At 68.0% G+C, this 12259-nt stretch carries 21 protein-coding genes; all 21 read right to left on the bottom strand.

Features of this window, described 5'->3' with window-relative positions; translation table 11 throughout:
- On the bottom strand, nt 1–288 hold a 288-nt coding region (locus DI005_RS05235; RefSeq protein ID WP_255565650.1), incomplete at its 3' end, for a helix-turn-helix domain-containing protein.
- Between the two features lie 149 nt (nt 289–437).
- Nucleotides 438–1337: a tRNA pseudouridine(38-40) synthase TruA gene (gene truA, locus DI005_RS05230; RefSeq protein ID WP_113641394.1), complete on the bottom strand. Its 900-nt coding sequence runs from the start codon at nt 1335–1337 to the stop codon at nt 438–440.
- The gene (gene rplQ, locus DI005_RS05225; protein ID WP_112276868.1) at nt 1334–1933 is read right to left on the bottom strand and encodes a 50S ribosomal protein L17; all 600 of its coding nucleotides are present in this window, start codon (nt 1931–1933) and stop codon (nt 1334–1336) included. Before rplQ ends, truA begins: the two co-directional genes overlap by 4 nt.
- A gap of 79 nt (nt 1934–2012) precedes the next feature.
- Nucleotides 2013–3077 (bottom strand): DNA-directed RNA polymerase subunit alpha, encoded by a 1065-nt coding sequence (locus DI005_RS05220; RefSeq protein WP_110334842.1) that lies wholly within the window; start codon nt 3075–3077, stop codon nt 2013–2015.
- 119 nt (nt 3078–3196) lie between these two features.
- Nucleotides 3197–3802 carry a 30S ribosomal protein S4 gene (gene rpsD / locus DI005_RS05215; protein ID WP_112276866.1) on the bottom strand — a complete coding sequence of 202 codons (606 nt, stop codon included), beginning with the start codon at nt 3800–3802 and terminating at the stop codon, nt 3197–3199.
- A gap of 23 nt (nt 3803–3825) precedes the next feature.
- Nucleotides 3826–4227 carry a 30S ribosomal protein S11 gene (gene rpsK, locus DI005_RS05210; RefSeq protein WP_110334840.1) on the bottom strand — a complete coding sequence of 134 codons (402 nt, stop codon included), beginning with the start codon at nt 4225–4227 and terminating at the stop codon, nt 3826–3828.
- 17 nt (nt 4228–4244) lie between these two features.
- Entirely contained in the window at nt 4245–4433 is a 189-nt protein-coding gene (locus tag DI005_RS05205; RefSeq protein ID WP_110334839.1) for a hypothetical protein, read from the bottom strand.
- Complete coding sequence (gene rpsM, locus DI005_RS05200; RefSeq protein ID WP_110334838.1) at nt 4430–4810, bottom strand: 30S ribosomal protein S13; 381 nt, start codon at nt 4808–4810, stop codon at nt 4430–4432. The genes DI005_RS05205 and rpsM overlap by 4 nt, the downstream gene beginning before the upstream one ends.
- Nucleotides 4811–5012: 202 nt before the next feature.
- On the bottom strand, nt 5013–5126 hold the full coding sequence (rpmJ, locus tag DI005_RS05195; protein WP_005443306.1) for a 50S ribosomal protein L36: 114 nt from the start codon (nt 5124–5126) through the stop codon (nt 5013–5015).
- A 79-nt stretch (nt 5127–5205) separates the two neighbouring features.
- A complete protein-coding gene (infA, locus tag DI005_RS05190) occupies nt 5206–5427 on the bottom strand; it encodes a translation initiation factor IF-1 (protein ID WP_005443304.1) in 222 nt (73 codons plus the stop codon).
- A gap of 335 nt (nt 5428–5762) precedes the next feature.
- Complete coding sequence (map, locus tag DI005_RS05185) at nt 5763–6566, bottom strand: type I methionyl aminopeptidase (RefSeq protein WP_113641398.1); 804 nt, start codon at nt 6564–6566, stop codon at nt 5763–5765.
- A 17-nt stretch (nt 6567–6583) separates the two neighbouring features.
- Nucleotides 6584–7138, bottom strand: coding sequence for an adenylate kinase (locus DI005_RS05180; protein WP_113641393.1), 555 nt, complete (start codon nt 7136–7138; stop codon nt 6584–6586).
- Nucleotides 7135–8442: a preprotein translocase subunit SecY gene (secY, locus tag DI005_RS05175; protein ID WP_112277109.1), complete on the bottom strand. Its 1308-nt coding sequence runs from the start codon at nt 8440–8442 to the stop codon at nt 7135–7137. The genes DI005_RS05180 and secY overlap by 4 nt, the downstream gene beginning before the upstream one ends.
- 183 nt (nt 8443–8625) lie before the next feature.
- Nucleotides 8626–9258 (bottom strand): LysE family translocator, encoded by a 633-nt coding sequence (locus DI005_RS05170; protein WP_199542520.1) that lies wholly within the window; start codon nt 9256–9258, stop codon nt 8626–8628.
- 84 nt (nt 9259–9342) lie between these two features.
- Nucleotides 9343–9786, bottom strand: a complete 444-nt coding sequence (rplO, locus tag DI005_RS05165) for a 50S ribosomal protein L15 (RefSeq protein WP_112276862.1) — start codon at nt 9784–9786, stop codon at nt 9343–9345.
- Nucleotides 9783–9968 (bottom strand): 50S ribosomal protein L30, encoded by a 186-nt coding sequence (gene rpmD, locus DI005_RS05160; RefSeq protein WP_110334834.1) that lies wholly within the window; start codon nt 9966–9968, stop codon nt 9783–9785. Before rpmD ends, rplO begins: the two co-directional genes overlap by 4 nt.
- Before the next feature lies 1 nt (nt 9969).
- Entirely contained in the window at nt 9970–10605 is a 636-nt protein-coding gene (gene rpsE / locus DI005_RS05155; protein ID WP_091802171.1) for a 30S ribosomal protein S5, read from the bottom strand.
- 35 nt (nt 10606–10640) lie between these two features.
- Nucleotides 10641–11039 (bottom strand): 50S ribosomal protein L18, encoded by a 399-nt coding sequence (rplR, locus tag DI005_RS05150; protein ID WP_112277105.1) that lies wholly within the window; start codon nt 11037–11039, stop codon nt 10641–10643.
- A gap of 2 nt (nt 11040–11041) precedes the next feature.
- Complete coding sequence (gene rplF / locus DI005_RS05145) at nt 11042–11581, bottom strand: 50S ribosomal protein L6 (protein ID WP_112276860.1); 540 nt, start codon at nt 11579–11581, stop codon at nt 11042–11044.
- Nucleotides 11582–11596: 15 nt separating this feature from the next.
- On the bottom strand, nt 11597–11995 hold the full coding sequence (gene rpsH, locus DI005_RS05140) for a 30S ribosomal protein S8 (RefSeq protein WP_110334831.1): 399 nt from the start codon (nt 11993–11995) through the stop codon (nt 11597–11599).
- Between the two features lie 74 nt (nt 11996–12069).
- The gene (locus DI005_RS05135) at nt 12070–12255 is read right to left on the bottom strand and encodes a type Z 30S ribosomal protein S14 (RefSeq protein ID WP_091802162.1); all 186 of its coding nucleotides are present in this window, start codon (nt 12253–12255) and stop codon (nt 12070–12072) included.
- Nucleotides 12256–12259 lie beyond the last annotated feature (4 nt).

Here is a 12259-nt window from a genome sequence, read left to right as displayed (position 1 = left end):
CAGCACCTGCAGCGCGTCACGGATCGGGTCGGCGCCGTTGTCCGGGGCTAGCTCAGCGCGCAGCCGCACGATCTCGGCCACCACCGGCTCCGGCGTGGCCCCCGGGGAGGTCTTCGGCCGCCGGGACCGCTCCCGCCACTGCCCCTCGGCCAGGATCCGGGCACGGTGCCGATAAAACGTACGCCTATCGACACCGTTGGCCCGGCACCACTCCGACACGTTCTCCAGCTTCGGCTGAACCACCAACGTGGCGTCCATCAGCAGCATCTTCGCCCGCTTCCGCGTCATGGTCAGCAACCACAACGCTGCTCAAGCGACAGACCCCGATATCACCCGGACCCGGGTGTGTCACATGCCGAGAGACACAAACTGTGTCACATCAGCTGAGACTCAACACTGCGTTGAACGCAGGCATGGTGGCCTTCACTGCAGTCGGGTCACACCGTGCGCAGGTTGCGGGTCTGCTGGGCACGGGCGGCGAGCTCCGCGTCCGGCGGGTAGTCGATGCCCACCAGGGTGAGGCCGTGGGCGGGCGCGACCGCGCTCGCCCGCTCCTGGCTCTCCAGCACCGTTCCCGGCCACGCGACCTCGCGGCGACCGTCGCCGACCAGCAACAGTGCGCCGACGAGGCTGCGCACCATGGAGTGGCAGAACGCGTCGGCCGACACGTCCACGTGCACGTCGTGCTCCGCGACCCGGCGCCAGACGAGACGCTGCAGCTCCCTGATCGTCGTGGCGCCCTCCCGCTGCTTGCAGTAGGCCGCGAAATCGTGCAGGCCCAGCAGGGCCTCGGAAGCCTCGTTCATCGCGTCCACATCGAGCGGACGGCCCCACGCGAGGGTGTCGTGGCGGCGCAGTGGGTCGACGCCGTACGGCGCGTCGGAGACCTGGTAGCGGTAGTGCCGCCGCGTCGCGGAGAACCGGGCGTCGAACCCCTCGGGGGCGACACGCACGCCGAGCACGCGTACGTCGGCCGGCAGGATCCGGTTCCAGCGGTGCCGCATGCGGTCGAGGTCAGGGACGCCACGCTCGTCGACGGTCAGGCGCCGCGACGTCGGTTCGCCCGAGAACGGCACCACGTCCGCGTGGACGACCTGACCGGTCGCGTGGACCCCGGCGTCCGTCCGGCCCGCGACGACCACGGAGCGGGCCAATGCGGCCCCGGGAGGCTGCTTGGCGAGTGCGTCCTCAAGCACGCCCTGCACGGTGCGCCGCTGCGGCTGACGCGCCCAGCCCGAGAAGCCGGTGCCGTCGTAGGAGACGTCGAGGCGCAGACGAACGAGCCCGCCCTCCCCAGCGGGAGTGGCGGGCTCGTTCGTGACGTTCTGTGCCGTCAGGACTCGTCCTTCTTGTCGGCCTTGTCGGCCGGCTCGTCGGTCTTGTCCTCGGCGCCCTCGGCAGGCGCGGCCGTCGCCTCGTCGGTCGCGGAGGCGGGAGCCTCGGCGTCCTGGTCGTCGGCCTTCGCGTCGGCAGCCTCGGTGGCCTCGGCCTCAGGGGCCTCGGTGGTCTCCTCGGCGGGCTTCTCGTCCTTGGCGAACTTGGTCTTGCGCGCCGCCTCGGCCTCCGCCGCGACCGTCTTCTCCGCCACCAGTTCGATGACCGCCATCGGGGCGTTGTCGCCCTTGCGCGGCAGCGTCTTGGTGATGCGGACGTAACCGCCGTTGCGGTCCACGAAGAACGGTCCGATCTCGGCGATCAGCTTGTGCACGACGTCCTTGTCGCGGATGATCCGCATGATCTGACGCCGGTTGTGCAGGTCACCGCGCTTTGCCTTGGTGATCAGCTTCTCGGCAAGCGGCCGGACGCGCTTGGCCTTGGCCTCGGTGGTGGTGATCTTGCCGTGCTCGAACAGCGACGTGGCCAGGTTCGCCAGCATCAGCCGTTCGTGCGACGGCGAGCCACCGAGACGGGGTCCCTTGGTGGGGGTGGGCATCGGTTCTCCTCGTTAACTTCTCAGCGGCAAGACCAGGCGGTCCACAGTGGATGGTCCACTGCGGACCGCCCCGCCGGTCTTACAGCTGCTCCGTCTCTGCGTAGTCCTGGCCATCGTCGTGGCCACTGTCGGAAAGGCCGTCGGCGACATCGCCACCCCAGCCCTCGCCGTCGTAGCTGGACGCGGCGGCCGTCGGGTCGAACCCGGGCGGGCTGTCCTTCAGCGTGAGGCCGAGACCGACGAGCTTCATCTTGACCTCGTCGATCGACTTCGCGCCGAAGTTGCGGATGTCGAGCAGGTCGGCCTCGCTGCGCGAGACCAGTTCGCCGACGGTGTGGATTCCCTCGCGCTTGAGGCAGTTGTAGGACCGCACCGTGAGGTCCAGGTCCTCGATCGGCATCGCGTAGGCGGCGATGGTGTCCGCCTCCTGCGGCGACGGGCCGATCTCGATGCCCTCGGCGTCGACGTTGAGCTCCCTGGCCAGACCGAAGAGCTCCACGAGCGTCTTACCGGCCGACGCGACCGCGTCCCGGGGCGTGATCGACGGCTTGGTCTCCACGTCCAGGATCAGCTTGTCGAAGTCGGTCCGCTGCTCGACACGGGTGGCCTCGACCTTGTAGGTCACCTTCAGCACCGGCGAGTAGATCGAGTCGACCGGGATCCGGCCGATCTCCGCGCCCGCCTGCTTGTTCTGCAGCGCAGGCACGTAGCCGCGGCCCCGCTCGACGACGAGCTCGATCTCGAGCTTGCCCTTGCCGTTCAGGGAGGCGATGTGCAGGTCCGGGTTGTGCACGGTGACACCGGCCGGGGGCACGATGTCGGCCGCGGTGACCTCACCGGGGCCCTGCTTGCGCAGGTACATGGTGACCGGCTCGTCCTCCTCGGAGGACACCACGAGCTCCTTGAGGTTCAGGATGATCTCGGTGACGTCTTCCTTCACCCCGGGAACGGTGGTGAACTCGTGCAGGACGCCGTCGATGCGGATGCTCGTGACCGCGGCACCCGGGATCGACGACAGCAGCGTGCGCCGCAGCGAGTTGCCGAGCGTGTAGCCGAAGCCCGGCTCGAGCGGCTCGATGGTGAACCGGGAGCGGGTCTCGTTGACCGTCTCTTCGCCGAGAGTCGGCCGCTGGGAAATCAGCACTTTCCTTCTTCCTTTCCTGCCGGCGCCCGCCATATGACGCCGAAAGGTGTGGCGTAGGCGGCGGCGCACTCCACGGCGCCGCCGCCGGATCCGCCCCCCGGCCGGAGCCGGGTGGTGGATCACTTCGAGTAGAACTCGACGATCAGCTGTTCCTGCACCGGAACCTCGATCTGCGCGCGCTCGGGCAGCTGGTGCACGAGGATGCGCAGGGTCGAGGGGACCACCTGCAGCCAAGCCGGGATGGGGCGCTCGCCCATCGCCTCCTTGGCGGCCACGAACGGCAGCATCTGCAGCGACTTGGGCCGCACGTCGATGATGTCGAACTTGGACACGCGGAAGCTGGGGATGTTCACCTTCTGGCCGTTGACCAGGAAGTGACCGTGGCTGACCAGCTGACGGGCCTGCCGGCGGGTGCGGGCGAGGCCGGCGCGGTAGACCACGTTGTCCAGCCGGGACTCCAGGATCTGCAGCAGGTTCTCACCGGTCTTGCCGGTGCGCCGCGCGGCCTCCTCGTAGTAGCGCTTGAACTGGCGCTCGAGGATGCCGTAGGTGTGGCGAGCCTTCTGCTTCTCCTGCAGCTGGAGCAGGTACTCGCTCTCCTTGATCCGGCCGCGGCCGTGCTGGCCGGGCGGGTAGGGGCGACGCTCGAAAGCCTGGTCACCGCCGATGAGGTCGACCTTGAGGCGACGCGAGATGCGCGTCGCGGGGCCGGTGTAACGAGCCATGTGTGCTTACTCCTCCCCGTTCCTCAGACCCGGCGCCGCTTCGGCGGGCGGCAGCCGTTGTGAGGCTGCGGGGTCACGTCCTGGATGGTGCCGACCTCGAGGCCGGCGGCCTGCAGCGAGCGGATCGCGGTCTCCCGGCCGGAGCCGGGTCCCTTCACGAACACGTCGACCTTCTTCATCCCGTGCTCGGCGGCCTTGCGCGCGGCGTTCTCGGCAGCCATCTGAGCGGCGAACGGGGTGGACTTCCGCGAGCCCTTGAACCCGACGTGGCCGGACGAGGCCCACGAGATCACCGCGCCGTTCGGGTCGGTGATCGAGATGATCGTGTTGTTGAACGTGCTCTTGATGTGGGCGTGCCCGTGAGCGACGTTTTTCTTTTCCTTGCGCCTGACCTTCTTGGCGCCGGTACGAGCCTTGGGGGGCATGTCTGGGTGCTTCTCCTCTACCGCGAGTTCTCTTGGTGGGCGGCCGCGGCCTCACGCTGCCCGCGCCGGATCACGGAACCGGCGTCGGTGTACAGCTGGCGCAGCGCCATCGGACGGGCGTAAAGGGCCTTCGGCGAGACGCACGAGGCCGATCCGCGGCGCTGGTTCGCGCCGACCTGCACGACCCTCCTGCCGCGGACGCTCACTTCTTGCCCGCCTTCTTCTTGCCTGCCACCGTCTTCTTCGGGCCCTTGCGGGTACGGGCGTTCGTCTTCGTGCGCTGCCCGCGGACGGGCAGACCACGGCGCCACCGCAGACCCTCGTAACACCCGATCTCGATCTTGCGACGGATGTCGGCATTCACCTCGCGGCGGAGGTCACCCTCGACCTTGAAGTTCTCTTCGATGTAGTCCCGCAGCTTCACCAGGTCGTCGTCGCTGAGGTCCTTCACGCGGGTGTCCGCGTTCAGCTCGGTAGCGGCGATCAGTTCCCTGGAGCGGGTACGGCCAACGCCGTAGATGTAGGTAAGCGCGATCTCCAACCGCTTTTCGCGGGGGAGGTCGACGCCAGCGAGTCGTGCCATTGGCGCTCGTGCTCCTTATGTTCGTCGTGTCTTCAGGTCTGCTCCCCGGCCATCCCGGGACGACTCGCTGTCGCCCACTCGCTCTCGCGGGTGGTGTCCCGGCCCCGGCCTGAAGCCCGGGGGTGAACCAGGCCGCCGTGGCGACCCGGCAGGTACGGGGAGGTATTGATGTGTCAAGCCACTCCGGAACGAGTGCTTGCGATCAGCCCTGCCGCTGCTTGTGCCGCAGGTTGTCGCAGATCACCATGATCCGGCCGTGCCGGCGGACGATCTGGCACTTGTCGCAGATCTTCTTGACGCTCGGTTTGACCTTCACGTCTCCTGCTTTCCTGCTCGTGCTGAGTTGCTGCGCGCCCCTTGGCCGAGGTCGTCGACCTCAGCCACGCTCTCCGTGATCACTTGTAGCGGTAGACGATGCGACCACGGGACAAGTCGTAGGGCGAAAGCTCGACGACAACCCTGTCCTCAGGCAGGATGCGGATGTAGTGCTGCCGCATCTTGCCGCTGATGTGGGCTAGGACCTTGTGGCCGTTCTCCAACTCGACGCGAAACATCGCGTTGGGAAGCGGCTCGATCACGCGGCCTTCGACCTCGATGGCCCCGTCTTTCTTCGCCATGTCCTCCGCGTTTCGTGATTGGTTGAGCGGTGAGTGCTTACTGTCAGTGGCACGCACGTCACACCGACTCCAATGCCCCAGGAACTCGAGTGCATTTCACAAGCGCGATGGAATCGACGTGATGGGCACGCCAGCTAGACAGTGTACGCACCCTGTGTCAAGCACCCCAAACGGGGGGCCGCCTGTGCTAGAGGCACGACGACGTTCCGTCGCACCCACTCAATGGTAACACCGTAACGGAATCACCACGACGGGCGAAGAGCCACGCTGAGCAGGCCGAACGCCGTCCGCTCACTCCACCGGCGATGGATCCGGTCCGGACCGCCGTCGCCCGGTCAGGTGGATTCCGGGGCCGTCAGCACCCAGGGGCCGTCCTCGGTCACCGCGACGGTGTGCTCCCAGTGCGACGAGCGGGAGCCGTCTGCGGTCACGACCGTCCAGCCGTCCTCCAGCTCCACCGTCTCACCCGAGCCGCCGGTCAGCATCGGCTCCACCGCGAGGGCCATCCCGGCCTCGAGCACCGGCCCCTTGCCGGGCTTGCCGACGTTCGGCAGGAACGGGTCCATGTGCATTTCGCGACCGATGCCGTGGCCGCCGTACTCCACCACCATGCCGTACTCGAGGCCGTCAGCCTCGCCGGCCCGCAGCGCCGCCGACTCGACCGCGAAGGAGATGTCGGTGAGCCGGGCACCTGGCCTGACGGCGTCGACACCCGCCCACATCGCGGCCTCGGTGGCCGCCGAGAGCTTACGGTCCGCGTCTGTGACGTCACCGACGGCGATCGTCACGGCCGAGTCGCCGTGCCAGCCGTTCAGGATCGCACCACAGTCCACGGACAGCAGGTCCCCGTCGGCCAGCGTCCGCGCCGCCGACGGGATCCCGTGCACGATCTGCTCGTTCACCGACGCGCAGATCGAAGCCGGGAAGCCGTGGTAGCCCAGGAACGACGGCACGGCGCCCGCCTCGCGGATGGTCTGCTCGGCGAGCTCGTCCAGCTCGATCGTGGTCACACCCGGCTTGGCGGCCTCGGTCACCAGGGCGAGGGTGCGCGCGACGACCAGGCCGGCCTCCCGCATCGCCTCGAGCTCGCCCCTGGTCTTGATCTCGATGGAGCTGCCGCGGCGCAACCACCTCGGCATGCGAAGACCGCGCAGGTTCACGACTTCTTGTCGAGCGCGTCCAGCACGCGCGAGGAGACCTCGTCGATGTCGCCGACGCCGTCAACGGTGACCAGGATGTCGGCGTAGAACTCGAGCAGCGGAGCCGTCTCCGAGCGGTACACCTGCTGGCGGCGGCGGATGACCTCTTCGGTGTCGTCCGCGCGACCGCGGCCGAGCAGCCGCTCGACCAGCACGTCCTCGGGCACCTGGAGCTCGATCACGGCGTCCAGCGCGGTGTCGGACTCGGCGAGCATCTCGCCGAGCACCTCGGCCTGCTTGGTGTTGCGGGGGAAGCCGTCGAGCAGGAAGCCCGCCTTCGTGTCCGGATCGGCCAGCCGCTCCCGCACCATCTCGTTCGTCACCGAGTCGGGCACGAGGTCGCCCGAGTCGAGGTAGCGCTTCGCCTCCTGACCCAGCGGCGTCTGCTCCCCCACGTGAGCCCGGAACAGGTCACCCGTCGAGATGTGCGGCACCCGCAGCCGCTCGGAGAGAGCGACCGCCTGCGTGCCCTTACCCGCACCTGGCGGACCAACGAGAACCACACGCGTCATCGGAGGAACCCTTCGTAGTTGCGCTGCATGAGCTGGCTTTCGATCTGCTTCACGGTGTCGAGTCCGACACCGACCATGATCAGCACAGCCGTGCCGCCGAACGGGAAGTTCTGGTTCTGTCCCTGGCCGGTGATGGACAAGAAGAAGTTGGGCAGGATCGCCACGATGCCGAGGTAGATCGAGCCCGGCAGCGTGATGCGGCCGAGTACGAAGCTCAGGTACTCGGCGGTGGGCCTGCCGGGCCGGATGCCCGGGATGAACCCACCGAACTTCTTCATCTCCTCAGCACGTTCGTCAACGTTGAAGGTGATCGTGATGTAGAAGTACGTGAAGAAGATGATCAGCGCGAAGTACGAGAGGATGTGCAACCAGCTCGACTGGTCCACCAGGTAGGTCTGGAGGAACCGCTGCCAGCCGGAAGCCTGGTTCGGGTCGCCCACCAGCCTGCCGATGAGATCGGGCAGGTACAGCAGCGACGACGCGAAGATGACCGGGATGACACCGGCCTGGTTGACCTTGATCGGCAGGTACGTCGAGGTGCCGCCGTACATCCGGCGGCCGATCATGCGCTTGGCGTACTGCACCGGGATCCGGCGCTGGCCCTGCTCCACGAAGATGACGCTCGCGATGATCGCCAGCGCGAGGAGACAGACGAAGAAGAAGACCAGTCCGCCCTGGCTGCTCAGGATGTTGGCGCCCTCGGCGGGGATCTGCGCCGCGATGTTCAGGAAGATCAGCAGCGACATGCCGTTGCCGACGCCGCGCTCGGTGATCAGCTCGCCGAGCCACATCATCACGGCCGTGCCCGCGGTCATCGTGAGGACCGTGATCGCCAGCGTGGCGACGCTGTTGTCCGGGAGGACCGGCTGGTCGCAGTCGCCGAAGAGCTGACCGCGGTCCGCGAGAGCGATGACACCCGTCGCCTGCAGGATCGCCAGCGCGATCGTCAGGTAGCGCGTGTACTGCGTGAGCTTGCCCTGGCCGGACTGCCCCTCCTTCTTCAGCTCCTCGAAGCGCGGAATCACCACGGTGAGCAGCTGCACGATGATGCTCGCCGTGATGTAGGGCATGATGCCCGTCGCGAAGATCGACAGCTGCAGGAGCGCACCACCGCTGAACAGGTTCAGCAGGGAGAAGATGTTCTGGTTCTCGACTTGCGCCTGACAGGCCTGAACATTGGGGTACGAAACCCCGGGCGCTGGGATGACCGCACCGATCCGGTACACGGCCACGATCATCAGCGTGAACAGGATCTTCTTGCGCAGGTCCGGCGTCGCGAGAGCCGAGCGGAATGCGCTGAGCACGCGGGGGACCTCCTCGGCGTCGCCGGTGATCAACCGACGATCGGCTTGGCCGGTACGGGGTACCGGCAGGACACAGTCGCTGGCGGGCAAGCCAGGAGCGCTCCGGGGCACAAGTGTCCCGCAGCGTGTCGTCGACTCTAACAGCCCCTGTGGTAGTGCCCGCAGGTAGTACGGGCTAATGCGTCATCTGGCCGAGGTCGCCAGTGCGCCCGCCATCCCGAGCAGCACGATCCCGGTGCCGCGGTCGACATTGCGTCGCGCCCGCGCTGAGAGAGCGGCCACCCTCGCCACGGCGCCGACGCCAACGTAGACCGTGCCCGCGAGGAACTCCGCCAGCAGGTACACCGCGCCGAGCACCGCCACCTGCCAGCCCATCGGGCCGTGACCGGCGTCGACGAACTGCGGCACGAACGCCGTGAACACGAGCACCGCCTTGGGATTGGTGATCGCGACCAGGAACTCCTTGCGCACCACCGGCCACACCGGCAGCGGATCGGCCGCCTCCCCTTCGGGCAGCCGGGGACGCGTGCCGTGCCGGAAGGTGCTCACGAGCAGGCTGCCGCCGAGCCACGCGAGGTAGGCGACACCGACCCACTTGATGACGGTGAACGCCAGCTCCGACGCCGCCAGCACCTGCCCGAGGCCGGCCGCGACGGCGGCGATCATGAGCACGAACGCGGCGAGTCTGCCCGCGAGCCCGGCGAGCGCCTTGCCGAGGCCGTGGCGCATGCCGTGGTGCAGGCCGAGCAGGTTGTTCGCACCGGGTGTCAGCGCGATGAGCAGCGCGGCACCGAAGAACACCAGCAGCCAGGTCACGTCTCGAACATAACCGGCCAGGCAAACGGAAAACGGCCCACCCGGTCACGTGGACCGGGCGGGCCGTTTCAGCCTCTGGGTGGCTCAGAGCGTGGTGGCGCTGCCACCAGCGGCTTCGAGCTTCTCCTTGGCGCTGGCCGAGAAGGCGTCGGCGGTGACGTCGAGCTTGACGCCCTCGACGTCGCCGTTGCCGAGAACCTTCACCAGCTGGTTCTTGCGGACGAGGCCGCGGGCCACGAGCTCCTCCTTGCCGACCTTGCCACCGTCGGCGAACACGCGGGCGATGTCGCCCACGTTCACCGGCTGGTACTCGGTGCGGAAGCGGTTCTTGAAGCCACGCAGCTTCGGCAGCCGCATGTGGATGGGCATCTGCCCACCCTCGAAGCCGGCAGGCACGTTCTTCCGGGCCTTGGTGCCCTTCGTGCCGCGACCGGCGGTCTTGCCCTTCGAGCCCTCACCGCGGCCGACGCGGATCTTGTCGCGCTTGGCCCCGGGGGCGGGCCGCAGGTGGTGGATCTTGATGGTCATGCCTTGACCTCCTCCACAGTCACCAGGTGCCGGACCGTGTGGATGAGCCCGCGGGTCTCAGGGGTGTCATCCCGCACGACAGACTGCCGGATCTTGCGCAGCCCGAGGGTGCGCAGCGACGCCCGGTGGTTCTGCTTCGTGCCGATCGTGCTCTTGATCTGGGTGACCTTCAGCTGCGCCATGTCAGACCCCCTGGCCCGCACGCTGCCGCAGCATCCTGGCCGGAGCCACGTCCTCGAGCGGCAGGCCACGGCGAGCCGCGACCTCCTCGGGACGCTGCAGGTCCTTCAGGGCCCGCACGGTCGCGTGCACGATGTTGATCGCGTTGTCGCTGCCGAGCGACTTCGACAGCACGTCGTGCACACCGGCGCACTCCAGCACCGCACGCACCGGGCCACCGGCGATGACACCGGTACCGGCGCTGGCCGGACGGAGGAGCACCACACCGGCGGCCTCCTCACCCTGCACGGGGTGCGGGATGGTGCCGGCGATCCGAGGCACGCGGAAGAAGTTCTTCTTCGCCTCCTCGACACCCTTGGCGATGGCCGCGGGAACTTCCTTGGCCTTGCCGTAGCCGACGCCGACCTGACCGTCGCCGTCACCGACGACGACCAGCGCGGTGAAGCTGAAGCGACGACCACCCTTGACCACCTTGGCCACGCGGTTGATCGCTACGACGCGCTCGAGGTGCGGGGTCTTGTCCTGGGCCGCCCCGCCACGGCCACCGTCACGACGGTCCCTGCGGTCCCGGCCGCCACCGCGCTCGCGGTCGCCGCCGGGTCCGCCCTGGCCGCCGGATTGCCGCGTACGTCCCGGCATCAGGCGTTCCTTCCGTTCTCGAACTTGTTCACTGTCTAAAACTCCAACCCCGCCTCGCGGGCGGCGTCGGCCAGTGCGGCGATCCGGCCGTGGTAGGCGTTGCCACCCCGGTCGAACACCGCCTTGGAGATCCCGGCCTCCTTGGCACGGGCCGCGACCAGCTCGCCGACCTTGGCGGCCTTGGCCTTCTTGTCGCCCTCCACCGCGCGCACGTCCGCCTCGAGGGTGGACGCCGACGCCAGGGTGTGGCCCGCGACGTCGTCGATCAGCTGAACGACGATGTGCCGCGAGGACCGCTTCACCGACATCCGCGGCCGGGCAGCCGTGCCGCTGATCTTCTTGCGCAGCCGGGCGTGCCGACGAACCTTGCCAGCGCGACGGCGGGTCGAGATGTCCTTGCCGACCGGCTTGCGCTTGGTCACCGTTTCGCTCATGATCACTTACCCGTCTTTCCGACCTTGCGACGGATGCGCTCGCCCTCGTAGCGCAGGCCCTTGCCCTTGTAGGGGTCGGGGCGACGCAGCTTACGGATGACCGCCGCGGTCTGGCCGACCTTCTGCTTGTCGATGCCGGAGACCGAGAACCGAGTGGGGGACTCCACCTTGAAGGTGATGCCCTCCGGGGCCTTGATCAGCACCGGGTGGCTGTAGCCGAGGGCGAACTCGAGGTCCGAGCCCTTGGCCTGCACACGGTAACCGACCCCGTGGATCTCCATCTTCTTCTCGTAACCGTCGGTGACACCCACGACGAGGTTGTTCACCAGCGTGCGGGTCAGGCCGTGCAGCGCCCGGCTCTCCCGCTCGTCGTCCGGCCGCTTCACCGAGAGCACGCCGTCCTCGTCGCGCTCGACCGTGATCGGCTCGGGAACCGTGTGCTCGAGGGTGCCCTTCGGACCCTTGACCTTGACGTGCTGCCCGTCGATGGTCACCTCGACCCCGGAGGGGACGGTGATCGGCAGCTTTCCGATGCGTGACATGCCAGTCCCCCTCCCTTACCAGACGTAGGCGAGGACTTCGCCGCCCACGCCGTTGCGCTTGCACTGCCGGTCGGTCTGCAGGCCGGACGACGTCGAGATGATCGCAACGCCGAGGCCGCCCAGAACGTTGGGCAGGTTGGTCGATTTCGCGTACACCCGCAGACCGGGCTTGGACACCCGCCGGAGACCGGCGATGCTGCGCTCCCGGTTCGGGCCGTACTTCAGCTCGACGATCAGGTTCTTGTGCTTCTCGCCGGGCTCGACCCGGTGGTCCGAGATGTAGCCCTCGCGCTTGAGGATCTCGGCGATGTTCGCCTTGATCTTCGAGTGAGGGAGCACGACCTCGTCGTGGTACGCCGAGTTCGCGTTACGCAGACGTGTCAGGAAGTCTGCGATCGGGTCGGTCATCGTCATGGTGACCTGTCAACCTTTCTCGCCCTGGTTCCCCGTGCGGGGCCTGTGGCGAAGTGGGAGTTGGTGGGAAGCCTTCACCAGCTGGACTTGCTGACGCCGGGGAGCTGGCCCGCGTGGGCCATCTCCCGCAGGCAGATGCGGCAGAGTCCGAACTTGCGGTAGACCGAGTGCGGCCTGCCGCAGCGCTGGCAGCGGGTGTAGGCACGCACCTTGAACTTCGGCTTGCGGGCGGCCTTGGCGATCAGAGCTTTCTTGGCCATCGGC

Origin of the sequence: Prauserella sp. PE36, from assembly GCF_003311655.1 — a bacterium.
Taxonomy (GTDB): Bacteria; Actinomycetota; Actinomycetes; order Mycobacteriales; family Pseudonocardiaceae; genus Prauserella_A; species Prauserella_A endophytica.
The sequence above is the reverse complement of the archived record's forward strand: the minus strand, read 5'-3'. Positions and strand labels throughout refer to the sequence as shown.